This is a genomic window from Bacteroides sp. D55t1_190419_B8 (genome assembly GCF_015558905.1).
Lineage (GTDB): Bacteria > Bacteroidota > Bacteroidia > Bacteroidales > Bacteroidaceae > Bacteroides > Bacteroides vicugnae.
Window position 1 is genome coordinate 179,734 of record NZ_JADMOU010000009.1, and the last position, 25,388, is coordinate 205,121.

At 41.5% G+C, this 25,388-nt stretch carries 22 protein-coding genes; 17 read left to right on the forward strand and 5 right to left on the reverse strand.

Features of this window, described 5'->3' with window-relative positions:
- Positions 1–147: 147 nt before the first annotated feature.
- Both bioA and I2I13_RS10755 read right to left on the reverse strand, forming a co-directional pair.
- A complete protein-coding gene (gene bioA, locus I2I13_RS10750) occupies positions 148–2,562 on the reverse strand; it encodes an adenosylmethionine--8-amino-7-oxononanoate transaminase (protein ID WP_195649476.1) in 2,415 nt (804 codons plus the stop codon).
- Between the two features lie 91 nt (positions 2,563–2,653).
- Positions 2,654–3,763: a DUF4421 domain-containing protein gene (locus tag I2I13_RS10755; RefSeq protein ID WP_148365016.1), complete on the reverse strand. Its 1,110-nt coding sequence runs from the start codon at positions 3,761–3,763 to the stop codon at positions 2,654–2,656.
- Positions 3,764–3,920: 157 nt separating this feature from the next.
- Between I2I13_RS10755 and I2I13_RS10760 the strand changes: the two genes are divergently transcribed.
- The 5 genes from I2I13_RS10760 (at position 3,921) to I2I13_RS10780 (ending at position 10,205) form a co-directional block, all read left to right on the forward strand.
- Positions 3,921–7,049, forward strand: coding sequence for a TonB-dependent receptor (locus I2I13_RS10760; protein WP_148364895.1), 3,129 nt, complete (start codon positions 3,921–3,923; stop codon positions 7,047–7,049).
- Positions 7,050–7,063: 14 nt separating this feature from the next.
- Entirely contained in the window at positions 7,064–8,545 is a 1,482-nt protein-coding gene (locus tag I2I13_RS10765; RefSeq protein ID WP_148364896.1) for a RagB/SusD family nutrient uptake outer membrane protein, read from the forward strand.
- A 182-nt stretch (positions 8,546–8,727) separates the two neighbouring features.
- Complete coding sequence (locus I2I13_RS10770) at positions 8,728–8,985, forward strand: hypothetical protein (protein WP_122135901.1); 258 nt, start codon at positions 8,728–8,730, stop codon at positions 8,983–8,985.
- A complete protein-coding gene (locus I2I13_RS10775; protein ID WP_148364897.1) occupies positions 8,976–9,302 on the forward strand; it encodes a type II toxin-antitoxin system RelE/ParE family toxin in 327 nt (108 codons plus the stop codon). Before I2I13_RS10770 ends, I2I13_RS10775 begins: the two co-directional genes overlap by 10 nt.
- A gap of 105 nt (positions 9,303–9,407) precedes the next feature.
- Entirely contained in the window at positions 9,408–10,205 is a 798-nt protein-coding gene (locus I2I13_RS10780) for a hypothetical protein (RefSeq protein WP_148364898.1), read from the forward strand.
- A gap of 92 nt (positions 10,206–10,297) precedes the next feature.
- Here I2I13_RS10780 and I2I13_RS10785 read toward each other — a convergent pair whose 3' ends face one another.
- Positions 10,298–11,503, reverse strand: a complete 1,206-nt coding sequence (locus tag I2I13_RS10785) for an MFS transporter (protein ID WP_148364899.1) — start codon at positions 11,501–11,503, stop codon at positions 10,298–10,300.
- 161 nt (positions 11,504–11,664) lie between these two features.
- Between I2I13_RS10785 and I2I13_RS10790 the strand changes: the two genes are divergently transcribed.
- The 5 genes from I2I13_RS10790 to uxuA all read left to right on the forward strand — a co-directional run bounded on the left by I2I13_RS10790 (position 11,665) and on the right by uxuA (position 15,801).
- Positions 11,665–11,910: a GlsB/YeaQ/YmgE family stress response membrane protein gene (locus I2I13_RS10790; RefSeq protein WP_005678015.1), complete on the forward strand. Its 246-nt coding sequence runs from the start codon at positions 11,665–11,667 to the stop codon at positions 11,908–11,910.
- 40 nt (positions 11,911–11,950) lie between these two features.
- Positions 11,951–12,238 (forward strand): YtxH domain-containing protein, encoded by a 288-nt coding sequence (locus tag I2I13_RS10795; protein ID WP_148364900.1) that lies wholly within the window; start codon positions 11,951–11,953, stop codon positions 12,236–12,238.
- Positions 12,239–12,628: 390 nt separating this feature from the next.
- Entirely contained in the window at positions 12,629–13,702 is a 1,074-nt protein-coding gene (locus I2I13_RS10800; RefSeq protein WP_148364901.1) for a substrate-binding domain-containing protein, read from the forward strand.
- A gap of 21 nt (positions 13,703–13,723) precedes the next feature.
- The gene (locus tag I2I13_RS10805; protein WP_195649477.1) at positions 13,724–14,536 is read left to right on the forward strand and encodes an SDR family oxidoreductase; all 813 of its coding nucleotides are present in this window, start codon (positions 13,724–13,726) and stop codon (positions 14,534–14,536) included.
- 95 nt (positions 14,537–14,631) lie between these two features.
- Positions 14,632–15,801, forward strand: a complete 1,170-nt coding sequence (gene uxuA / locus I2I13_RS10810; RefSeq protein ID WP_148364903.1) for a mannonate dehydratase — start codon at positions 14,632–14,634, stop codon at positions 15,799–15,801.
- 75 nt (positions 15,802–15,876) lie between these two features.
- Here uxuA and I2I13_RS10815 read toward each other — a convergent pair whose 3' ends face one another.
- Positions 15,877–16,473 (reverse strand): 3'-5' exonuclease, encoded by a 597-nt coding sequence (locus I2I13_RS10815; RefSeq protein ID WP_148364904.1) that lies wholly within the window; start codon positions 16,471–16,473, stop codon positions 15,877–15,879.
- Positions 16,474–16,548: 75 nt separating this feature from the next.
- Here I2I13_RS10815 and I2I13_RS10820 point away from each other — a divergent pair, with 75 nt between their 5' ends.
- A complete protein-coding gene (locus I2I13_RS10820) occupies positions 16,549–17,373 on the forward strand; it encodes a helix-turn-helix domain-containing protein (RefSeq protein WP_148364905.1) in 825 nt (274 codons plus the stop codon).
- Positions 17,374–17,453: 80 nt separating this feature from the next.
- On the forward strand, positions 17,454–17,870 hold the full coding sequence (locus tag I2I13_RS10825) for a pyridoxamine 5'-phosphate oxidase family protein (RefSeq protein ID WP_195649478.1): 417 nt from the start codon (positions 17,454–17,456) through the stop codon (positions 17,868–17,870).
- Positions 17,871–18,049: 179 nt separating this feature from the next.
- On the opposite strand, the gene I2I13_RS10830 is transcribed toward I2I13_RS10825, so the two are convergent.
- Positions 18,050–18,325 (reverse strand): putative quinol monooxygenase, encoded by a 276-nt coding sequence (locus I2I13_RS10830; RefSeq protein ID WP_148364907.1) that lies wholly within the window; start codon positions 18,323–18,325, stop codon positions 18,050–18,052.
- A gap of 393 nt (positions 18,326–18,718) precedes the next feature.
- On the opposite strand from I2I13_RS10830, the gene I2I13_RS10835 reads away from it, so the two are divergent.
- The 5 genes from I2I13_RS10835 (at position 18,719) to I2I13_RS10855 (ending at position 25,143) form a co-directional block, all read left to right on the forward strand.
- Positions 18,719–19,558, forward strand: a complete 840-nt coding sequence (locus I2I13_RS10835) for an RteC domain-containing protein (protein ID WP_195649479.1) — start codon at positions 18,719–18,721, stop codon at positions 19,556–19,558.
- Positions 19,559–19,666: 108 nt separating this feature from the next.
- Positions 19,667–20,269 (forward strand): DUF1062 domain-containing protein, encoded by a 603-nt coding sequence (locus I2I13_RS10840; RefSeq protein WP_148364909.1) that lies wholly within the window; start codon positions 19,667–19,669, stop codon positions 20,267–20,269.
- Positions 20,270–20,354: 85 nt separating this feature from the next.
- Positions 20,355–21,056 carry an SIMPL domain-containing protein gene (locus tag I2I13_RS10845; RefSeq protein ID WP_195649480.1) on the forward strand — a complete coding sequence of 234 codons (702 nt, stop codon included), beginning with the start codon at positions 20,355–20,357 and terminating at the stop codon, positions 21,054–21,056.
- A gap of 217 nt (positions 21,057–21,273) precedes the next feature.
- Positions 21,274–22,362, forward strand: coding sequence for a ribosome small subunit-dependent GTPase A (gene rsgA, locus I2I13_RS10850; RefSeq protein ID WP_195649481.1), 1,089 nt, complete (start codon positions 21,274–21,276; stop codon positions 22,360–22,362).
- Between the two features lie 534 nt (positions 22,363–22,896).
- Positions 22,897–25,143, forward strand: coding sequence for a hypothetical protein (locus I2I13_RS10855; protein WP_195649482.1), 2,247 nt, complete (start codon positions 22,897–22,899; stop codon positions 25,141–25,143).
- Positions 25,144–25,388 lie beyond the last annotated feature (245 nt).

The following is a 25,388-nucleotide window of genomic DNA, read 5'->3' on the forward strand; positions in this document are numbered from 1 at the left end:
ATCATCAGAAGAACTATTCTGAAAGTTTCTCACCGACCAAGGCATCCTTCCTCGGTGAGGAAAGGCCCGTTCCTCACCGAGGAACACCCTTTTGCTCACCGAGGAACAGATTCTTGGGTGAAAATCCGGTAATATTCTTCTTGTCTGTCATCTTTTTTGGATAACTTTAAGTAACCCGGAAGTCAGTTTACTTAATTGTTCCGAAGTGATGATGAAAGGTGGCATCAGATATACCAGTTTGCCAAAGGGACGTACCCAGATTTTTTCTTCCACAAATTGTCGTTGCATATAGCCCATATTTACTGGACGCTTCATCTCAATGACTCCGATAGCTCCGAGTATTCGTACATCAGCCACTTCCGGAAATTCCCGTGCAGGTGCCAGTTCTTCTTTCAGTTGGGTTTCGATTCGCTTCACATTCTCTTGCCAACCGGATTCGAGTAATAGGCGGACGGAGGCGCAAGCCACTGCACACGCGAGTGGATTCCCCATAAATGTAGGTCCGTGCATAAAAGCTCCCGGCGCGTGGTTGGAGATGGTATCTGCTATCCGGTTACTGGTCAATACAGCAGAAAGTGTCATATATCCTCCGGTCAGTGCTTTGCCGATGCACATGATATCCGGTTCTACTCCGGCGTGTTCCCACGCAAAAAGTTTGCCGGTACGTCCGAATCCCGTTGCTATTTCATCGAAGATAAGAAGAATATCGTGTTTCCGGCAAAGCTTTTCAGCTTCACGCAGGTACTGCGGATGATAAAACCACATCCCGCCTGCTCCCTGTACCACGGGTTCCAGGATAAGTGCCGCCAACTCTTTTGAATGTTTTTCAATCATCTCTTGTAGAGGTAGTATATCTTCCGGATTCCATTCTCCGTCAAACCGGGAAGTGGGGGACGGAACAAAATAACGTACAGGTAATGCTGAACCGAAAAGACTGTGCATACCCGTCACCGGATCACATACAGACATGGCATTCCACGTATCACCGTGATAGCCGGAACGGATGGTCACGAAATTGTTCTTTTCCGGTTTTCCTGCTGCATACCAATATTGTACAGCCATTTTCAGTGCCACTTCTACGGCTACCGAACCGGAGTCTGCATAAAATATTTTCTGCATGGAGGAAGGAACCAAAGGCAATAACAGTTTCCCTAGTTCAATAGCCGGATCGTGCGTCAATCCCCCGAACATGACATGGGACATTTGATCTAATTGTTCTTTTGCCGCCTGATTCAATACCGGATGATTATATCCATGCACTGCACACCACCAGGAAGACATTCCGTCAATGAGCGTTCGTCCGTCTTCGAGGGTAATGGTAACACCGTCTGCCCGTTTCACTTTGTAGACAGGAAGCGGATCGGTAGTCGATGTGTACGGATGCCAGATATGTTCGCGATCAAATTGGGAACCGGCGAAATGATAGCCTTCTTCCTGAATCATCTTTTTATCTTCTGATACTTTGGAGCCGAGTGTTGTCAATAGGTCGCCTACGATAGCCGAGTTAATTCCGATATATAATGCCTTGTGCATCGCTTCGGAAGAAAGTTGTGAACGTCCTCCGGCAAAACGCAGAAAAGCGGTCGGATTGATGAAACGAAAGAGTGCGATGGTTTTAAGTATTTCTTCTTCGCTTAAAGGCTGCTCGTTTTCCAGTGGAGTGCCCGGAATCGGGCTAAGCAGGTTGATAGGTATGGATTGAACATTCAGTTCTGCCAGTGTGAAAGCGAATTCAATCCGTTGTTCCATCGTTTCTCCCATGCCGATGATACCTCCGCAACAGATATCCATGCCTACACGACGGGCTGCATCGAGGGTAGCCAGTTTCTGTTCTTGCGTATGCGTAGAGCAGAGTTTGGAAAAATGAGACGGGGCAGTTTCCAGATTACAGTGATAACGGGTGATCCCGGCTTCATGCAGGGAACGCAATTCCTCTTCATTGAGCAGTCCTAGAGAAGCACAAAGTTGAATCGACGAATGTCGACGCATATAGTGGACTGTATCGCAAAGTTGGGTAATCTGTTTGGGAGATGGTTTTCGTCCGCTGGTAACGAGGGAGAATCGGTTGACGTCCTGGGCTTCATTGTATTGGGCCTGTCGAAGACATTCTTCAGCGGGAAGGAGATCGTAAATCTCGGCTTTGGTTTGGTAGTGGGAGGATTGTGCACACCATTTACAGTTTTCCGGACATCGGCCGGACTTGGCGTTGATGATGGAACACATGTCGAACTCGTGCGAAGCACGTGCGACGGTAATCTCATGTGCGGCGGCATAAAGCGCCTCGCTGTTAGCCATATTGGCTAGCCAAGCAGCTTGGTCGGGTGATATGTCGATACCCGCCAACACTTGGTCTTTGATTTCTTGAAGTGTCATAAATGTATGATAAGGGATAGTTTGTGCAGCATTCTGCTTACGAAGAGCAACGTCCACTACATTGGTATGCAGATGACCGATCTGGAATTCGCGTCCCATACTTGCAAAGGCAGCATAGTTCTTTCTTCCCCAGTAGCGAAAGCGGGAAAGAAGAGTGCGTGTGGTCTGTATGTGGCGTTGTTGCTTCATTGATTTTTTACTTTTGCTCGTTAGAACGTGGCAAATGTACAAAGATTCTTTGGATTAGCAAACAAGTTGATGATTTCTAGTTTCTGTGGTATTATTTCTTTTTCCTGTATTCTTTGCGGGTGTTGAAGTTGAATCCGGCATATATTTGGAGAGTACCGAATCCATTGTCTACAGAGAAATTGTTACGATGATAATTGTAGTTTTTTCCAACAAAGGAAGTACCTATGTAATATTTCCCGGTGTTGTAGACAATCCCTGCGCGAAGCAGAAAATCCAGATTGAATTTACCGTACCACGCTTTTGCCTCATTCGTTTCTGCGTCCACATCGGAAGCTTTGTAGGCAATGGCAGGAGTGAGAGACAGACACGCCAGGCAGTTGCGGGCAAAGACCCAATTGTAGGCATAGCCGAAACTGATGTTGGCATTGGTGTATTTAATATCTTTGACTTTCATGGCAGGATTCATCGCCTCCTGGATAAATCCCGGAAGTGCTGTATAATCGAAGTCGAGATGATGCTTTGAAATGGAAAAACCTGCAATAAATGTACCTGCATTGCGTCGTTGATTGGTGGACTGACTGAATGCGGCAGGGTAGGAGAATTTACGGTTATTGAAGATATAATATAGGTTCAGTCCTTTGATATCTACCTTTATTCCGCTGAAATCTTCGGAATAGTTGGAGGGTATATCGTCTGAAAATCCTCTGATTTTGTGTATCTTGTAATTATTACCGGTGCGGCGATAGAAGATATCCACGCCTAATTTGGAACTGTATAAGCTAAGATCGAACTCTGTTCCCCTGTTCTTTCGGGTGCCTTTTTTGAAAATATCGTTCACATCTACAGACCATCCCAGGAAAATCCATCGCCAGCCGAAATACAATCCTATCTTGTTGTGCGGGTTGGGAGAAAAACTAAGTTTCTGTGGCTGCGGCAATTCACTGGTGATAGAATAATACTCAAAGTTACTGAAATGAGTAACCATCAGCGCATAGTTATAACGGTTAGGACTGATATAGAGCGTATCGAAATCACTGAAGTTCATAAACTTCTTGATCGCTCTTTTAAAAGCACTTGGCTTGGCGGTTGCTGTGGAATCTACTTCTGTACTATCGTTGCCCAAAGAGACTTTCTCTTCAGTCTGTGCCTGTAAGGACAGTGAAAATAACAGAAAAAGATATAGAATAACCCGTTTCCCCATGTGGTTCTTTGTTGGTATAGATATTTTTTGTTTCACGAATGTACTACCTTTCGTTGATTTATACTAGCAATCCTCTAAAAAATGTTTCGTTTCCTAAACAAAAAAGTTCAATGTACTGTTAGTTACAACAAGCAAATAAATCTTAAGCCACAAAATTATGAGAATCTATTTACGTTTATTAGTCGTGTCTCTTCTGCTTTTTGCAGGAAATATAGTATATGCGGAAGCACAGCAGGAGAAACGCGTGACAGGCACGGTGACTTCTGAAGGAGAACCTTTGCCTGGTGTCTCCGTACAATTGAAAGGAGCATCTTCCGGCACCATTACCGATATGGATGGAAAGTATTCGATTGAGACTCCTGCTACCGGCACTTTAGTGTTCCGTTTTGTAGGAATGAGAACGGTGGAACAACCGGTGAATAACCGGAGTGTGATTAATGTTACGTTGGAATCGGAAAGTAAGGAACTGGAAGAAGTAATGGTAGTAGCTTATGCTACCGCTAAAAAGTATAGTTTTACCGGAGCAGCTTCGACGATGAAAGCAGGTGAGATTGAAAAGTTACAGACTTCCAGCATATCACGTGTATTGGAGGGTACGGTATCCGGAGTACAGGCGAGTGCGGCAAGCGGCCAGCCGGGTACGGATGCGGAAATCCGTATTCGTGGTATCGGATCTATCAACGCTTCCAGCGCTCCGCTTTATGTAGTGGACGGTGTCCCGTTCGATGGTAGTGTGAACTCTATCAATCCGGATGACATATCTTCGATGACAGTATTGAAAGATGCGGCCTCTGCTGCTTTGTATGGTTCCCGTGGTGCAAACGGTGTGATTATTATCACCACCAAACAGGGAGATCAGAATACCAAAGCAACAGTAAAGGTAAAAGCTTCGTTAGGAGGTTCCAACCGTGCCGTACGCGATTATGATCGTGTCAGTACCGACCAATACTTCGAATTATATTGGGAAGCACTTCGCAATCAGTACGCTAAGAGTGCGGATTATACTCCGGCAACTGCCGCGACGCAAGCATCCAAAGACTTGGTAACGAAATTGATGGGAGGTGGTCCGAACCCCTATGGCCCTCAATATGCGCAACCGGTCGGTACAGATGGAAAGCTGGTGGCAGGCGCCCGTCCGTTATGGAATTCTGACTGGAGTGACGCCATGGAGCAACAGGCACTTCGCACAGAGTTAAATCTAAGTGTTTCCGGAGGTGGAAAAGCGAATCAGTATTTCTTTTCTGCCGGATACCTGAATGATAAAGGTATTGCACTCGAATCCGGTTACCAGCGTTTTAATCTTCGTTCCAATATCACCAGCGAGATGACTTCCTGGTTGAAGGGAGGTGTCAACTTGAGTTTCGCACATTCCATGCAGAATTATCCGGTTTCGTCCGACTCCAAAACCAGTAATGTGATTACCGCAGGACGTACCATGCCGGGATTTTATCCCATTTATGAAATGAATACGGATGGTAGCTACAAATTGGATGAGAGTGGAGACCGTATTTATGACTTCGGTTCCTATCGTCCTTCCGGTTCGATGGCAAACTGGAACCTTCCGGCTACTTTGCCTTTGGATAAATCGGAACGAATGAAAGATGAAGTCTCCGGCCGTACTTTTCTGGAAGCTACGATTATTGAAGGACTGAAATTCAAGACAAGTTTCAACTTCGACTTGATCAATTATAATACGTTGGATTATACGAACCCGAAGTTAGGTCCGGCTAAAGAGAACGGAGGCGGCGTCAGCCGGATGAATACCCGTACTTTCTCCTGGACGTGGAATAATATCGCTACGTATGACAAGACAATCGGTGAACATCATTTTAATGTCCTTGCCGGTGTGGAAGCCTATTCTTACCGTTACGATGAACTGACAGCATCACGTTCTAAGATGGCACAGCCTGATATGCCGGAATTGGTAGTCGGCTCACAGCTGACCGGAGGTTCGGGATATCGTATCGACTATGCATTGGTGGGTTATCTGACTCAAGCGTTATATGATTATCAGAATAAATATTTCTTCTCGGCATCTTATCGTCGCGACGGTTCTTCACGTTTTGCGCCCGAAACCCGCTGGGGAAATTTCTGGTCGCTGGGTACTTCCTGGCGCATCGACCGGGAAGAGTTTATGGCAAGCACTTCCGACTGGTTGTCTGCCTTAACTTTGAAAATGAGCTATGGTGCACAAGGAAACGATAACCTGGGTACGTATTATGCGAGTAAAGGACTTTATACCATTGTTTCCAATCTGGGAGAAAATGCGTTAGTGTCCGATCGTATGGCGACCCCGAACCTGAAATGGGAAACGAACCTCAACTTTAATGTAGGTATCGACTTCTCCCTGTTCAATAACCGTTTTTCCGGTTCGTTTGACTTCTTTACCCGTCGTTCGAAAGATTTGCTTTACTCACGTCCGATAGCTCCTTCCCTGGGATATGGTTCTATTGACGAGAATGTAGGAGCCTTGAAGAATACAGGTATAGAAATGGTGTTGAACGGAACGATTATCAATCAGAATGGTTGGGTATGGAAACTGGGGATGAATCTGACACATTATAAGAATAAGGTGACGGATCTTCCTTTGAAAGATATGCCGCAAAGTGGAGTGAACAAGTTGCAGGTAGGCCGTTCTGTTTATGATTTCTATATGATAGAGTGGGCGGGAGTAGATCCGGAGAACGGAGATCCGTTGTGGTATATGGATGAAGAAGATGAAAATCACAATCCGACCGGAAAACGTGTCACAACAAACGATTACGGTTCGGCTGACTATTATTACGTCAATAAATCGTCTCTTCCGAAGGTGTATGGTGGATTCAATACCTCTCTTTCCTGGAAAGGATTTGATCTTTCTGCCATCTTTGCTTATAGTATCGGTGGATATATCTACAATCGTGATATTACAATGATTTTGCACAACGGAAGTCTGGAAGGACGCGACTGGTCGACGGAGATTCTAAAAAGATGGACTCCCGACAATCGTAATACAGATGTTCCTGCTTTGAGTACTACCACTAATAACTGGAACTCGGCTTCTACCCGTTTCTTGCAGAATAATTCGTATATGCGATTGAAAAACCTGACTCTTTCCTATAACTTACCCAAACAATGGATTAGTAAGTTGGCATTGAGCAGTGTGCAGGTATATGTACAAGGAGATAATCTGTTTACCATTCACCGGAATCAGGGACTAGACCCTGAACAGGGAATTACCGGTATCACTTATTACCGCTATCCGGCTATGCGAACGATCTCCGGAGGTATCAACGTTTCTTTCTAAATTCAGACTAAATTATGAGAAAAATAAAAATTAAATCCATTCTTGCCGCAGTTGCCGGACTTTTCCTGGCAACGAGTTGTAGCAGCAGTTTTTTGGATACGGACCCAACGGATGCGGTAAGTTCAGAAAAAGTACCTGTGCCCGAAAATGTGGAGGCACTTGTGAATGGTGCCTGGTATAATCTGTTTGATTATTCAAGTACCTATGCCAATATCGGTTATCGGGCACTTCAGTGTCTGGACGACATGATGGCAAGTGATGTTGTTTCCCGTCCGAAATACGGTTTCAACTCTTCGTATCAGTTTAACGATATAGCGTTGCCTTCAAACAATAGAACAGAGTTTGCTTGGTATCTGATATATAAAACGATCGATAACTGTAATACTGCCATTTCCATCCAGGGAGATTCGGAGGAACTACGGCAAGCGCAGGGACAGGCATTGGCATTACGTGCTTTCTGTTATTTACACTTGGTACAGCATTATCAATTTACTTACTTGAAAGATAAAGATGCTCCGTGCGTTCCTATATATACCGAACCGAGTAATAGTTCGACAGTTCCGAAAGGAAAATCAACGGTGGCACAGGTCTATCAGCGTATTTTTGATGATCTGAATCTGGCACAGGATTATTTGAAGAACTATGTCCGGAGTGGTGATAATCAGAAATTCAAACCGAATGTTGCCGTAGTGGATGGCCTCTTGGCTCGTGCTTATCTGTTGACAGGGCAGTGGGAAGAAGCAGCGAAAGCAGCTGAAGCTGCACGTACAGGATATGCGTTGATGACAACTACGGCCGAGTATGAAGGCTTTAATAATATTTCCAATAAAGAATGGATATGGGGATTCCCTCAAATACCTTCCCAGTCGGATGCCAGCTACAACTTTTATTATCTGGATGCAACATACGTCGGAGCTTATAGTAGTTTTATGGCCGATCCTCATCTAAAAGATACCTTTACCGAAGGTGACATTCGTCTGCCTTTGTTTCAGTGGATGCGTGAAGGGTATCTGGGATATAAGAAATTCCACATGCGTGCAGACGACACAGCTGATCTGGTCTTGATGCGTGCTTCTGAAATGTATTTGATAGAAGCGGAGGCGAAAGTTCGTGATGGAGTGGCTTTGAATCAGGCTGTCATTCCGTTGAATACGTTGCGCAATGCCCGTGGAGTGGGAGATTATGACGTGACAGGGAAATCACAGGAAGATGTTCTTAATGAGATTCTGATGGAACGCCGCCGCGAACTTTGGGGAGAGGGATTCGGTATTACAGATGTACTTCGTACACAGGGTTCCGTAGTACGTACTGCTTTATCTGATGAAATGCAGAAGACAGAAGTCGATTGCTGGCAGGAGGGTGGTAGCTTTGAAAAACGAAATCCTTTGGGACATTGGTTCCTTAACTTCCCGAACGGTAAACCGTTTACAGTAAATAGCACCTATTATTTGTATGCTATCCCCCAGAAAGAAATAAACGCTAACCCTAATATATAAAATAGCTCTCTTAATTTTTTGACTTTGACCTTAACTTGTAGACCGGTATACGTCGTGACGATGCATACCGGTCGTTTTCTTTCTTCTGTTAAGTATGTTAATAGAATAGAGTTTCGTAGGTTATGTAACTGTTTTATTGTAACTTTGTATAATAAAGAAAGGAGATAATTAATATGTCTACAATGGAACTTAGGGCTTCACTTCTTAAAGAGGTGGCTGCTATTATTGCTGATGATGATCTAACGGCTGAAGCTTTAAAAGCCTTAAAAGCTTTGCGTCGCAAATCGCGTGTTGCGCGTAAAGAGCAGGAAGCGGAATCTCCCTGCAAAGATGAAATAGAATGTATAAAGAAACGTGCAGAAAGTGCTTTAGTACGCTATAAACAAGGAGAATATGCTTCGCAGGATGAGATGTTGAAGCGTACGGAACGATGGAAATAGTATGGGATTACGAGGCATTGGATGACTTAGAGGTCATCCTTTGTTATATTGAAACCCAGTTTTCGATGAAAGAGGCTCGCCTTTTCAGACAACAAGTTGTACATGTTATTCGGAATTTATGTGAGTTTCCATTTCTTGGAAAAGTAGAGCCTTTGCTGGAGGATTTTGAAGAGATGGAATTACGCTCTATTCCTGTTGATAGACTATGCAAACTTGTGTATGCAGTTATGAGTGATCGTGTTTTTATTATCGCCCTTTGGGATACTCGTCGTAATCCCAAAACTTTAGAACATGAGGCTAAAGGAAGACTTCGTTAATAATTAGAATAAATAATATAGTGACTTATTGGAATACCGTATGGTGAATATTAGTATTTTTGTAGGATAATTATTACTCACACTCACAAATTAACAAATTAAAGTATGAAAACTAGACTTTTATTTTTATTGTTGTTCATTGGCTTAGGATTAGTATCCTGTGATAACGATGATGAACGTTTCTTTCTTTATGAAATAGATGATATTTATTTCCCAGATCAACCTATTAGTGATATAGTAATGGAGATAACTGATGGTGCTGCTGTAGGAATGACAGGTGGGGTAGCTCCTTATACTGTAGAAACTGGTGATGAAGAGATAGCAAAAGCTAAGATTCAGGAAGAATATGGTTATGTGATGATAGCTCCCGTTCAATTGGGAACAACATTTCTTGTAGTGAAAGATGCGAATGGACTGACTGCTAAAATTGATGTAAAGATAATCAAAGGTACGAAATCGTTTACTACAAAGAAAGTAAGTGTAAAAGTCGAAGGACTTGAGGGTGATGAGAAAGTAGATTTAGAAAATCAAGTTATTGCAAGCTCGGATATGCATGTAACTGGCGGAATTAAATTTATTTATGATACAAAAGATAGTGGTACGCTTACTGTAATTCCTTCAAAGGATGATATATCTAACATTATTACTGCTTCTTTTACCAGAGAGATAAGGCAAACGGATGAAAAGACATTTACTTCTTTTATTTATGTGAATTATAATGATATAGACCATGTGCTTTATTTCACCTCTCCGGAAAAAACTCCATCAGAAGATGATGCTACTCGCGCTCTTGGCCCACTGTATTGTTGGTTAGTAGAAGATGTAACGAAAATATATAATAAAACATATCCCAATGTCACTTCTGTGAAACGTATCTATGAAGGGCAATCAAGTAGATATTGAAGCTAAAAATGTGAAGACGAGTTCAGATTATAAATAATATAAATCGCCCCACTATAATCATTATAGCAGGGCGATTTTATTTATATAGATTTCTATCCAATCTTTTTCTTCTTCAAATTAGGCAAAAAGAACGTGACTAATCCCAGTAGCGGCATATAAGCACAGATGTTATATACATATTCAATGCTCGTTTTATCCGCTAAATTGCCAAGTACGGCAGATGCTACACCGGCCACTCCGAAAGCAAATCCAAAGAACAAACCGGATATCAATCCAAGTTTGGTAGGAAGCAACTCCTGTGCATAAAGCAATATGGCAGGAAAAGCGGAAGAAAGCATCAATCCCACACAGAAGCTAAGGATAATAGTCCACAGCAGATTGGCATGTGGCATTAGTAAACTGAATGGGGCAGCTCCTAAAATAGAAGCCCAAATCACGTATTTACGTCCAATTCGGTCACCTACCGGTCCGCCAATTAATGTTCCGATAGCAGTAGCTACCAGGAAGATAAATAAATATAGCTGCGAATCTTGTACGCTTACATTGAATTTATGAATCAAGTAGAAAGTATAATAACTCGTGAGACTCGCCATATAGATATATTTGGAGAAAATCAGGATCAGCAATATCGCGATTGAAAGGGCCGTTTTATCCATAGGCAAAGGAAGATGAACAGGTTTTCTGATACTGACAGTCTGTGCTTTCATCCGGTTTAGATATGATTTATACCATTTGCAAATGGGGTACATCACTCCGATAGCAGCTAAGGCCACAAATGCAAAAACGATGAGATGTTGCCTGCCATAAGGAGCCACCAACAGGGCAACCAACAAAGGACCTAATGAACCTCCGAAGTTACCACCTACCTGAAAGAGTGATTGTGCCAGTCCACGTTTTCCGCCGGAAGCAAGGAACGTGATACGGGAGGCTTCCGGATGCAGTACGGAAGAGCCAATTCCGATTAAGAATACGGAGGCTAATATCCAGTATAGATTATCAGAGAATGCTAAGTTTATCAAACCAATCAGTGTAAAGCTCATTCCGATAGGCAATGACCATGCGACGGGATGCTTATCAAAGAAAATTCCGGTAATCGGTTGAAAAACTGAAGCGGAAAGTTGATAAACTAGTGTGATAAGTCCGATTTGCGCGAAACTAAGTCCTAAATCATCTTTGAATAAAGGATAAGATGCTGATAGCACCGACTGTAAGAGATCGTTGAGGCAATGCGAAAGACTCAATGCGATTAAAATGGAAAATGTAATTTTTCCTACGGGTTGTTCCTGATTCTGTACCATAATACCTATTTACTTTTGAAGTGGTCCTGAAAAATTGGCTGCAAAGGTACGTAAACTTCCCGTTTCTCTAAGACTAAGGATTGTAAATAGTCGTTAATTCGGTTTTGTGTTATTGAACTATTCTTCATACCCACTGTTGTTAAATAAAAAAGGAGGATTATATGAGCTTTATTTGGTATATCATTATTGGTATTGTGGCTGGATTCCTCGCAGGTAAAATAATGCGCGGCGGAGGTTTTGGTCTTGTTATAAACTTATTACTTGGTATTCTTGGAGGTGTACTGGGCGGTTGGGTATTTGCCCTTTTCGGACTGGCAGCTTCAGGACTGATCGGAAGTTTGATAACTTCCACCGTAGGAGCTATCCTTGTATTGTGGATTGCTTCCTTATTCTCGAAATCTAAATAGATATATAATTTATTTTTAATCCTAAAAACAGAACTTAATTATGGAATGTAGACATGGGAATTTCTGGATTGGACTTGGAATTGGGTCAATCCTCGGCGCAGTAGCTTATCGTCTTTCACGTACAGCAAAAGCAAAACAATTAGAAAGTGAAATTTATAATGCTATCCATCGCATAGGTCGTGATGCTGAAATAGCTGCTGCTCATGCTGAAAGAAAAGCAGTGGATCTTGGACTTAAAGCAGTAGAAACCGGTGCGGAAATTGCTGATAAAGTAGCGGAAGAAGCCGATAAAGTGGCCGGAAAAGCAAAAGATAAGTGGGGGAAATAAGCCCTCCAAAACGGGTAATCGTTTTAAATAGAATCGGTTACCTGTTTTGTTTTATATATGTATAATCTTTTATTTCTAGCCTCATCAGTCATTATCTGAATAATGTGTGCTCGAACACATATTGGTGTATATTCCCCATTATTTTCACTTCCTTCAAGAATAAAAAGCTACTTTTTTTCTGATTTCTCATCTGATAAGTGCTTTTTTCTCTATACTATCTTTACTTTTTCTTATGTTTAACAACATGTATACTTCCTGAATGTTGTAGTTAAATTGTTGATTATTAATAATATATTCTTTGTTGTGTATTATGTGTGTGCGCACACACTATTGCTTAATTCAATAATTCATTTTACTTTTGCCGATGAAAAACAAGATACTTATCAATAGATGGATAAAGAGTTTTCAAATATTCGGATTGTAGACATTGCCAAGATGGCAGGTGTCTCTGTTGGCACGGTAGATCGTGTCATCCATAATCGTGGAAGGGTATCTGAAGAAAATAGGAAAAAGGTACAGGCGATTCTGGAAATGGTACATTACCAGCCCAATCTAATGGCACGTTCATTGGCAGCCTCCAAAAAGCAATATCATCTCCTTGCAGTTACTCCTTCTTTTGTTCAGGGAGAGTATTGGGAAGCTATTTCCGAAGGTATAGATAAAGCGGCGTCGGAAATGGAATCGTATAACATCACCATTACCAAACTCTTTTTCGATCAATATAATAACAAGACTTTTGATGATATCATCCGCAATCTGCTGCATGAGAAAGTGGATGGGGTACTGATTGCGACTCTGTTTACGGATTCTGTTATCCGGCTTTCGCAGGAACTTGACAGGAATGAAATACCTTATGTATATGTTGACTCCAACATTGGAGGGCAACATCAACTGGCTTATTTCGGAACGGAGTCTTATGATGCCGGAGTGATTGCTGCCAGATTATTGATGGACCGGCTTTCTTCGTCTTCCGATATATTGATGGCGCGAATTATTCATAGTGGGAAGAATGACTCAAATCAGGGAAAGAACAGGCGGGAAGGTTTTTGCCATTATCTCACGCAAACAGGATTCAATGGAAATCTGCACGAAGTGGAACTGAAAATAAATGATTCAGTGTATAACTTCATGAAGCTGGATGAAATCTTTGAAGCTAATCCAAACATAAATGGGGCTGTTATTTTTAATTCAACTTGCTATATCTTAGGGAATTATCTGAAAGCGAGAGGAATGCAGTCTGTCAAACTGGTTGGTTATGACCTTATCGGGAGAAATACACAGTTACTTTCCGAAGGTGTGATAACCGCATTGATTGCACAGCGTCCGGAGCGTCAGGGATATGAGGGTGTTAAATCATTGTGCAATCATCTGTTATTCAAACAGAACAGTGAAAAGGTGAATTTGATGCCTATCGATATTCTTCTCAAAGAGAATCTGAAATATTATCTGAACAATAAATTATAAACATATAAATTTGTAAGAACCATGAATGAATTATTTAACGTAAAAGGCAAAGTAGTTGTTATCACCGGTGGAGCTGGTATTTTAGGTAAGGGTATTGCTGCGTATCTCGCAAAGGAAGGTGCAAAAGTGGTTGTGCTCGACAGGAGTGAAGAGGCAGGAAAAGCATTGGTAGACAGTATCAAAGCCGAAGGAAATGAAGCCATGTTCCTTTACACGGATGTGATGGATAAGGAAGTGCTGGAAGGTAACAAGATAGAAATCATGAAGGCTTATGGCCGTATTGATGTATTATTGAACGCTGCCGGAGGTAACATGGCAGGTGCAACTATCGCTCCGGATAAGACTTTCTTCGATTTGCAGATTGATGCATTCAAGAAAGTGGTGGATCTGAACCTTTTCGGTACAGTATTGCCTACAATGGTATTTGCAGAAATTATGGTGGAACAGAAGAAAGGTTCTATTGTAAACTTCTGTTCAGAATCGGCTCTTCGTCCATTGACCCGTGTGGTAGGTTATGGTGCGGCAAAAGCAGCCATTGCCAACTTTACTAAATATATGGCCGGTGAACTGGCTTTGAAATTCGGTAACGGTCTGCGTGTAAATGCCATCGCTCCGGGATTCTTCCTGACCGATCAGAACCGTACGCTATTGACTAATCCGGATGGTTCTCTGACTGACCGTTCAAAGACCATTCTCGCTCATACTCCATTCAACCGTTTCGGTGAACCGGAAGACCTTTATGGAACAATCCATTATCTGATTAGCGATGCTTCTAACTTCGTAACAGGTACAGTAGCTGTTATCGACGGTGGATTTGATGCATTCTCAATTTAATAAATTGAAAATTAGCTGTGCAGTGTCTGCATACTGGCTATCAACTCTTGGCTTTCAGCTTTTAATTTTTAACTTTTAATTTTTAATTTAATAATATGTATTTATGTGAACAAACTTGGCGCTGGTATGGTCCTAACGACCCGGTTAGCTTGTGGGATATTAAGCAGGCAGGCGCTACAGGTATAGTAAATGCTCTTCATCACATTCCAAATGGTGAAGTGTGGACAGTAGAAGAGATCATGAAGCGTAAGCAAATGATTGAGGAAGTGGGTCTGACATGGTCTGTGGTAGAAAGTGTACCTGTACACGAACATATCAAGACACAGACGGGTGACTTCATGAAATATATTGAAAACTATAAGGAAAGCATCCGTAATCTGGCGAAGTGTGGCGTAATGGTAGTTACTTATAACTTCATGCCTGTATTGGACTGGACCCGTACAGACCTTGCCTATACAATGCCGGATGGCTCTAAAGCACTCCGTTTTGAAAAGGCAGCTTTTGTAGCTTTCGACCTTTTCATCTTGAAACGTCCGAATGCTGAAAAAGATTACACTCCGGAAGAAATTGCCAAAGCGAAAGCCCGTTTCGAGCAAATGAGCGAAGACGACAAGAAATTGTTGGTTCGTAACATGATTGCCGGACTTCCGGGATCGGAAGAAAGCTTTACTGTAGAACAATTCCAGGAGGCATTGGACCGTTATAATGATATCGATGCCGAGAAGCTTCGTTCCAACTTGATTTTCTTCTTGAAAGAAATAGCTCCTGTTGCCGATGAAGTAGGAGTAAAACTAGTGATTCATCCGGACGATCCTCCTTATACTATCTTGGGCTTGCCACGCATTTTGAGTACGGAAGAAGATTTCAGAAAATTGATTGAAGCCGTACCTAATGAATCTAACGGCCTTTGCTTGTGTACAGGCTCTTTCGGTGTACGTGCTGACAATGACCTTGCCGGTATGATGGAACGTTTCGGCGACCGTGTCAACTTCGTACATTTGCGTAGTACGCAGCGTGACGAAGAAGGAAACTTTTACGAAGCCAATCATCTGGAAGGGAATGTAGATATGTACAGTGTAATGAAAGCTCTTATTCTTTTGCAACAACGTCGCAAATGCTCTATCGCTATGCGTCCTGACCACGGTCATCAGATGATTGATGACTTGAAGAAGAAAACCAATCCGGGATATTCTTGTCTGGGCCGTCTTCGCGGATTGGCAGAACTTCGTGGATTGGAAATGGGTATTGCAAAATCTATTCTATAAGTAGAAATATATAATTAGTATTTTATCATAAAACACTACGGCTATTATTGATTGAAATAGTAGTTGTAGTGTTTTTTATTTGTTTTTTTTCATCGGTTGAGGAATGAGTGAAGCAAATAAATCTCTCACATGTGTATCTTTGTCGGTTTTCTTCGCTTTTTTTGCTTTTTGGGGTTCGGGAATAATAAGTAAAGCTATTTGTGCACAAGCTTCGGCGTCTGCTAATGCGTGATGATGGTTCGTTAAGTCATATCCGCACCGGGCAGCTACCGTATGTAATTGATGATTGGGTAATTCTTTTCCGAATACCTTTCTCGAAGCGCGGCATGTGCAGTGAAACTTGTAATTAGGGTAAGTCATCTCCCACAGTTCGTGAACTGCCCGAAGGCAACCTTCGTCAAAAGGACTGTTGTGCGCTACAAGTGGCAGACCGTCTATCAACGGTTTGATTTCCGCCCATACTTCCGGAAATTCATCAGCTTCCATCGTGTCGTCATAAGTTAAGCCATGGACAGCTGTTGTCCATTGAGTATAATAATTAGGGCGGGGACGGATCAGGCGATAGATTTTATTTGTTATTTTCCCTTCCCTTACAATGACAACTCCCACACTGCATACACTGGTACGTTTGCCGTTGGCTGTTTCAAAGTCTATAGCTGCAAAATTCCTCATTTTATTTTATTGTTTTGGAATACAAATGTATGAATTAGAATTTATTCTCTTTATATTTGTCTGTAAAATATATCCATGTATACAGAATATCAGCCTTCTCATTTACTTGTTCCCTACATTGATAACTATTGGGAATTTAAGGGCAATCCGGAATATGGTATGCGCATCCATATTCTGCCGGATGGTTGTACCGATTTTATATTTACGCTGGGAGAGGTGGCTAATGCTGTTGAAGAAGGAAGTCTGATTATGCAACCTTATCGTTCCTATTTCGTAGGACCCATGACGAAGTACTCCGAACTTGTCACTTATGCTGAATCCGTTCATATGTTTGGCGTTCGTTTTTTACCTTGTGGTCTGTCTTGCTTTACAAACCTGCCTTTGCACGAGTTTGTGAATAGCAGAATCAGTGTTAATGAGATGAAGGCTGTTTTTGATGACACTTTTATTGAAAAATTAGGTGAGCAGAAGCATGTGGCAGATCGAATACGAGTAGTGGAGGAATATTTGCTGGCATATTTGGCGCGCCATTATCAGCCTGCTGATTCGCACGTCGCTATGGCAGTGAACATGATTAATCATTCCGGAGGAAAACGTTCAGTTCGCAGCTTGATGGATGACGTCTGTTTGTGTCAGCGTCATTTTGAGAGGAAGTTCAAGCATTATACCGGATTTACTCCTAAAGAATACAGCCGTATTGTCAAATTTAAGAATGCTGTGGAATTATTGAGAACCACGACATCAGCCAACCTGTTGACTACGGCGGTTGATGCAGGATATTATGATTTAGCGCATTTTTCAAAAGAGATTAAGTCGATGTCCGGCAATACTCCTGCGTCTTTTCTTTCCCTTACAGTTCCGCAAGAAACCACACTTACTTATATCGAGCCACAGAGATAGATTGGTAAAAGTCGCTTTTTTACAATAGAATGTGAAGATATGCCGTTACCTTTGCAAGGTTAATAAAAACCAATCAGTTTATGACCACAAAAACAATGAAAGAGAAAGCAGCAGAATTGTTGCAAAGATGTGAAGTAGTTACCCTTGCTTCTGTGAATAAAGAAGGTTATCCCCGTCCTGTACCGATGAGTAAAATCCTGGCAGAAGGAATTGCCACTATCTGGATGTCTACCGGGGCAGATTCACTAAAAACAATAGACTTCTTATCGAATCCGAAAGCAGGATTATGCTTTCAGGATAAAGGAGACAGCGTGGCGTTAACGGGGAAAGTGGAAGTTGTAACCGACGAAAAGATGAAGCAGGAACTTTGGCAGGACTGGTTTATCGATCATTTTCCCGGTGGCCCCGCTGATCCCAGCTATGTCTTGTTGAAATTTGAATCGAATCACGCAACTTATTGGATTGAAGGAACATTTATCCATAAGAAACTCGACTAATTTTACTCGGAAAGATAAGGAATACCGGATTGATTTAATGAGAGTGTGTCAAAACGCAGATTATCGCAGATTATTTCAATTGTATTGATGTATTAATCGACGACTTATAAAATTATTTCTGCGATAATTTGCGTTAATCTGCGTTTTATTATTCATTATGACACACCTTCGTAATTCATTTAGAATTCGAATCTCTCTAATTTCATTTCAGCCAATTTCTGAATGATACCTACATATTGAGCGAAATGAGGAGATTTTTCGTGTGCTGCCAATACTTCGGCATTCTGCCAAGTTTCGCAAATCATGAAAACGTCAGGACGCGTGCTGCTTTCGAAAGTATCATAAGCAATGCATCCTTCTTCTTTTAAAGAACAGGCAGTCAGTTCTTTTGCCGCTTTTATCGCTTCTTCGCGGTTGGATTCGTTTACACGAACAAAAACATTTAATCTGATCATAGTCTTTTTTATTTATATGATTAAAAGAATCACTTTCTCACAGTATCTGTGAAAAGCCGAAGGCAAAGATACTATTTTTCTATACTTCTGGTGAGCTTATTTCAAAATTTCATATAAACTTCATGCCATCCTGAAAAAACTATTATATTTGCATCTGAATTCTAAAAGCAATGATTTTGGGCACAATTCTTAAATTTGTTATAGCTTACTATTAGCCTCATAAACCACAGGCTAATTTCTTTCGTTTGAGTAGTTCTATACTTGAACAGGTTTTTCATTTTATCATTTTTATTATTCACTGCATCGTTTTTCAAGACTGATGCAATTTAGCTATTCAAGCTTTCAGTCCGGTTCATAGTAATCAGATGGGAGTGGTGGATGCGTTGAGAATGAATGGAAAATTTCGTAAGAAATAGTAAGCTGAACATAGAAGAAGAAATAAAAAGGATCGAGCTACAGTCGGTTGATCCTTTGGATAGAATCAGGCAGATCATTGGTGTCCTACAGGTTTCACTGACTTCGCTGAAAACAGCAGTTGCCGGATATCAGTTTCGAAGTGCTGAAGAAGAGATTCTTTTCTTTAAAGTATCGAAACCGCAGATTTCCGGTCTGTTGATGTTTTATGTCCGTTTGTATCAGATTGAAAAGAATCGTATCGGCAAATCTCTGTCCTCCCAATGCAGATATCTGAAGATTGAATTGGAGAACCTGCAAAAAACATTTTCGAATAATAGCTTTTATGAATATTATCGTGCCGGTCGGACAGAGTTTGATAACCACTATTTTATTCGGGAGAATTATGATATTCTTTCTGATATACATTGTCATCTATTGGATAGAGATACTTCTTTTACCACCTTGCATGATTCGAGTGTTGCAGAAATTCTGGCGAATAATCGTTTGATAGAATATATGTCGGAGGAAATTGAGCAGCTGACAGAGAAACTTCATCTTAAATTTACTTTCATTGTAGACAGTAAGCTGTTGCAATGGACGGACAGTAAAGTGGCTTTGGTTGAGTTTATCTACGCTTTGTATGCAGGTAAATGCTTTAATAATGGAAATACGAGTTTGAAAGACATTGCTTTTTGTTGCGAAACACTGTTTAATATCGAGATAGGTGACTTTTATCGTATATTCTTGGAAATCAGGAATAGAAAGAAAAGCAGGACTCAATTTCTGGATAAGTTGAAAGAACAGATTATAAAGATGATGGATGAGCTTGACAGATAAATTTCAGGGCGTCTTGTGACATCTTGTGAATTATACAAATGGCTAATCTCCAACTTTGCGGAGAAATATAATTGATTCACAAAGAAAGATAATCGCTTTTGTATAGTTATGGAAACAACATTTACATGGGAAATAAGGGTGAAGAATTGCCCCTTATTAATTAAGAAATGCAGTCACTGTGATAGTGACCGCTTTTATTGCAGTGATAAGTTCAGGATGAATGCACAGAAGAAAAACATTGATGTCTGGCTGATTTATAGATGTGTGAAATGTGATAACACTTGTAATATGACTCTGTTATCACGAACAAAAACCGACTTGATTGATAAGAAGCTCTTTCACAGCTTTTCTATGAATGACAGGGAAGTTGCCTGGCAATATGCTTTTTCTGCCGGAGTGGCAAGCAGGAATAATCTTCAATTAGATTATGACAGTGTTGAATATGAAGTGATAAATACCGTCTCTTTAGAAGATATCCTGAATATGAGTAGTGAGATCATAAGTATCCGAGTCAAATGTGATTTCGACTTGAACCTTAAATTATCTTCGTTGATAAAAAGATGTCTTCCTCTTTCCAGTACCCGCTTGAAGCTGCTGTTTGAAAAAGGGTATATTTCTTTACTTTCCGGCAAAACATCTTCCAAGTGTAAGGTAAAGAATGGCGATACTATTTTGATAGATCGAAAAAGCCTGATTGATTTCTTGGGATAAAATCGGTTTTACAGTTTTTTTTAATAGCTTTGTGAAATGATCATTCGCATTCTGTAAAAGAGGTTGTACTATTAAGATTGAAGATATGAAAAAGGTATGTTTATTCGCTTTTATTTTGTTTGCTTGGAGTATCGTTGTGAATGCACAGGAAAGTGATGGACGATACGTTGAAGTGACCGGTTCTTCTGAAATAGAAGTCGTTCCGGATGAGATTCATTTTCTGATTCAGATTAAGGAGTATTGGCAAGAAGAATACACCGGTAAATCAAAAAAAGAAGAAGATTTCCGGACGAAAGTGCCATTGGCAATGATAGAGAAAGATTTGCGTAAAAGTTTGCGCAAAATAGGAATAACGGATGATGCTATCCGCACACAGGAAATAGGAGATTATTGGCGCCAGAGAGGAAAGGAATTTCTGATAGGTAAGCAATTGGATATCCGGCTTACGGATTTTGAGCAGATTAACTCTATTATTCGTTCGGTCAATACGTGGGGAATTGAGTCCATGCGCATCGGAGAACTCAAACATAAGGATTTGCCAATGTATCGGAAACAGGGTAAGATTGAAGCACTGAAGGCTGCCCGTGAGAAAGCATCTTATCTGGTGGAAGCGATGGGGCAGCAGTTGGGTGAAGTGATTCGTATCATCGAACCTGCCGATAATAACATAAGCCGTTATCTTCCTTTCGAGGCGCAGAGCAATGTAAGCATGGGGGCGGCAGCTACCGAGCAGTACCGGGTTATCAAGCTACGGTATGAAATGACGGCTCGTTTTGCCATTAAATAAAAATAGTCTATCTTTGTCGCATGACAAGAAATAATAAATCGGATTTGGTTTAGTAAACAATCTGTGTTGCTGATACAGATTGTCCTTTCGTTTGCTCTCGGATGATTCCTTTCGGGAGTACTCTTTATGTCTTTATAATTTCAATTTTTAACTTGCGTACAAGGGTGCTAAAAGCATCGTGGTGCTTTGTAACGTGTGCGCTGTATACATTAAGATCATGAATAACGAAAATCAAACAATTCACAAATTCGACGTTAATTTAAACTGGTATGGCTGGAATGATAAACTAAGCCGACTAAAACAAGAATCACTCTACAGCACTCTTCCTCATGGACGTATATCCATAGTACACCGTACCTGCTACGAGGTCGTTTCCGAAAACGGATTGTTTCAGTGTGAACTCACGGGAAACATGATGTATGGGAAATCTGATGCTGAATTACCCTGTACGGGTGATTGGGTGCTTTTTCAACCATTTGATGAGAATAAAGGGATTATTGTCGATATGCTGCCTCGTGAGCGGACATTGTATCGCAAGAAAAGCGGTACAGTTGCCGATAAGCAGGCCATTGCTTCTTACGTCGATAAAGCATTTATTGTGCAGAGCCTTGACGATAATTTCAATGTCCGCAGAGTAGAACGTTTTATGGGTCAGGTATTGGAAGAAAACATCAAGCCTGTATTGGTACTTAATAAATCCGATTTAGATTTTGACAGGCAGAGTGTTGAAGAACAAATAAAGCATATCTCCAATCAGATACCCGTATTTTTTACGAGTATTCATCAACCCCAAACGATTCTCCGGCTGCGGGAATCCATATCAGAAGGAGAAACTGTTGTATTTGTCGGTTCTTCGGGTGTCGGGAAAAGTTCTCTGGTAAATGCACTCTGTGAAAAATCTGTGTTGCTTACCTCCGATATAAGCCTGTCCACAGGAAAAGGCCGGCATACATCGACCCGTCGGGAAATGGTGTTGATGAATGATTCGGGTGTTTTAATCGATACTCCGGGTGTGCGTGAATTTGGCTTGGTTATCGACAATCCAGATTCACTGGCCGAAGTACTTGAAATCTCTGACTATGCAGAATCGTGCCGTTTCAAAGATTGTAAGCATATCAACGAACCGGGTTGTGCTGTTTTAGAAGCAGTCAATAGCGGTGTATTAGACTATAAAGTTTATGCAAGCTATCTGAAACTTCGCCGGGAGGCATGGCACTTTTCTGCTTCCGAACATGAGAAACGTAAAAAGGAGAAGTCCTTTACAAAACTTGTAGAAGAAGTAAAGAATCGTAAGGCAAATCGCTGATTTCTATTTAAACGATGCAGGTATTGGAATTTATTTTTTTCTTCAAAAGAGCAAAAAAGTTTTAGCTGCGCAAAAAGGCTGCGCACCACTGCATCTATCTTTGTCGAAGAAACAAGAAAACAGGTCAAGTACGGGTTACTTCAACAACTCATTTAAGGTATGGAAATCACTCATACGATTATCCGTTTTCCTGTTTCGCAAAGGGGCAGTAGCTCAGTGGGTAGAGCATCATCTTTAATCTTGAGATTATCCTGATGAAAAAGGTCAATTAAGATTTACTCCTATCCCGTGACCGTCGTCGGTTCGACTCCGACCTGCTCCACAAAAAAATATATAGAGGTAGGACAGCAGCTTCGGGATTATCTGAAATGAGGTCAACCGGGGCTTACTTCTTAACGGTGGATAACGCTGGTTCGAATCCGGCCTGTTCTACCTCTTTTTATCAACTAAGGTCAAGGAAGACTTACTTCAAAACCGCAGGAATGCTCCATTGATTCACAGTCTTCCGATTACCTTACTTAAAAAAACAAAGTTATGAATAAAGATTTGTTGAAAGTGTCTATCAGGCAGAATGCCATCTATTTGCCTTTGATAGAAGAAGAGAAAAAGCAGGAAGAGTTGACTTCGACTACCATTGCATTGGTAGCCCAACTCCGTAAAGTAGGATATAGCTTGTCCGAAGAACTGCTGCATGCCGTTAATCAGTTATATCCGGCTCAACAGATGATGATTCTTCAGGTGATGAAAGAAGCATTGGGTGTGACGCTAAACTGGGCTCCATTGGTGAAAGGGTGGGATGTACCTACCGGAGAAACGCGTTTGGATCATCTGGTTACATGGATCGCTAACCTGTTTAATACCCCCAAAGGCGTTAAACTACCTTGCGGACACGTGATCCCTGATAATACATTTCCTATGGAACGATACAATGGTTGTCCGTTCTGCGGAACTCCATTCCAAACGGCTACTACGGAATACTTCGGACAGGGAAGTAAACTGAAAGTGCTGGAACTTTGGCAGGACAAGGAGCTGAATGCTTTTTTCTGTGACTTGCTTGAATCGCGTACGGCTCTTGATGTCACACAAGCAGATAGCTTGAAAATGATGCTTGGCGAACTTCCGTTACCGGCAGTCGGAATCAAAATGAAGGAGACATTGATGTTGGTGATAGATACATTGGTGGAACAGGATAGAGCGCAGGAAGCGCAAATCTATTTCTCTACTCCGAATGATATATTGCGTTATCTGTGGTATAAGAAAACCGGATTCCTGCAAATCATAGAGCCTAAGACTATTATCCGTAAAACAGGTAGAAACAACACACATATATGTGGAGTTTTGGATAAAAGTCGTTCGGCAGCCCAAGCGAAGCGTGAGGAGTTGAAGTTGAAATATACGCGTCGTGAATGTAAAATGGTAGCTCTTTGGTTGAACAACCTGACAATGGCTCCGGAGAAGGCTTGCGAAATCATGCATCCGAAAAGAGAGATGTGGGTACGTATGATACGTGCGTTGCGTCTGGCGGAATATGCCCGTAAGCCGGAATTCGGAAATTTGAAGGAATTGATGGATATATTCTACCGCGAGGCATATACCGTTTGGCAGGGAGAAGTGGAGCGCAACCGTTTGAAGGCGGATGCGGAACAGACATTTGCTTTGTTAAAGCAGCGACCGGGTATGTTTGCACGTTCTTTATTTGCGAATATGCTTTGGTTCGGAGCGGAAGAGACGTTGGCTGCATTTAAAGAAGTGGTTCATTTGTTGCCGGCACGTTTGGTCGTTACTTTGGGTATGTATGCGGAGAGCTACTTTGAACCGGGACGTAAGAGAATGGTGAAACCTTTAGGGGGGAATGCTCTTTTGATAGAACCACACTATTTGGTGGGTCTGTATATGGAGGATCAGCTAAAAGCGATGGTGAAGGATGTACAGGATTTGTGTAAGGAAGTCGTAGCTGCCCGTTTCGCTGGTGTAGCTGCCGGAAGTGAAAACAAAAGTATGTATATTGACCCTATGTTGTTCCATATTCCGTTGGCTATCGGCGATCGTAGCGAAACAATTCAGGATACTTCCTGTGCTTTGCAGGGAACACGTTTTCCGGTAGAGGGGGATAAAGTGCGGTTGTTTATGCAGTGGGGAAAAGGGCTTCCGGCACAGCATCTTGATATGGACTTGAGTTGTCATATTGCTTTGCCTTCCACAACAGAAGTTTGTTCTTACTTCAACTTGCAGGCTATTGGTGCTAAACATAGCGGGGATATCCGAAGTATTCCTAATAAGAAAGGTACTGCCGAATATATCGAGCTGGATTTGAATGAACTGAACCGTGTAGGTGCGGAATATGTTGCTTTCACTTGCAATGCATATAGCAACGGGACTATCTCTCCTAATCTGGTGGTAGGTTGGATGAACTCTGCCTATCCAATGAAGATATCGGAAAGAACAGGAGTAGCTTACGATCCTTCTTGCGTGCAACATCAGGTACGTATTTCCCAAAGTTTGCAGAAAGGACTCGTTTTCGGAGTTCTGAAAGTGAAAGAACGGGAAATCGTTTGGCTGGAAATACCTTTTGGTGGACAGACGATTCTTTCTTTGGATACACAGACCATCGAAAAGTATCTGGATAAACTGGAAGCGAAAACAACTGTCGGTGAACTGTTGGCTGTCAAAGCGCAGGCACAGGGATTGAAGTTAGTTGATATTCCGGAAGCGGACGAGATATATACTCGTGAATGGGCATTGAATACTGCCGCTGTGACTAAATTACTGTTAGGTGATTAAATTCTTGGGAGGAATTGTCTTTTTCCTCCTAAGATTTAAAGGTCGTATCGCATAAAGTTATACCTTTGCATGCGATAGATTAATCGTCTGACAGCTGTTGAACTTTCGTCTGACAACTGTTATCTTTCCGTCTGACAACTGTCAGACGAAAAAGATACAGCTGTCAGACAGGGCAGACGCATTATATTTTTTACTATCCCACTCCTGTTTTTATTCTATTTATATGATTGATTATTAACTTATTA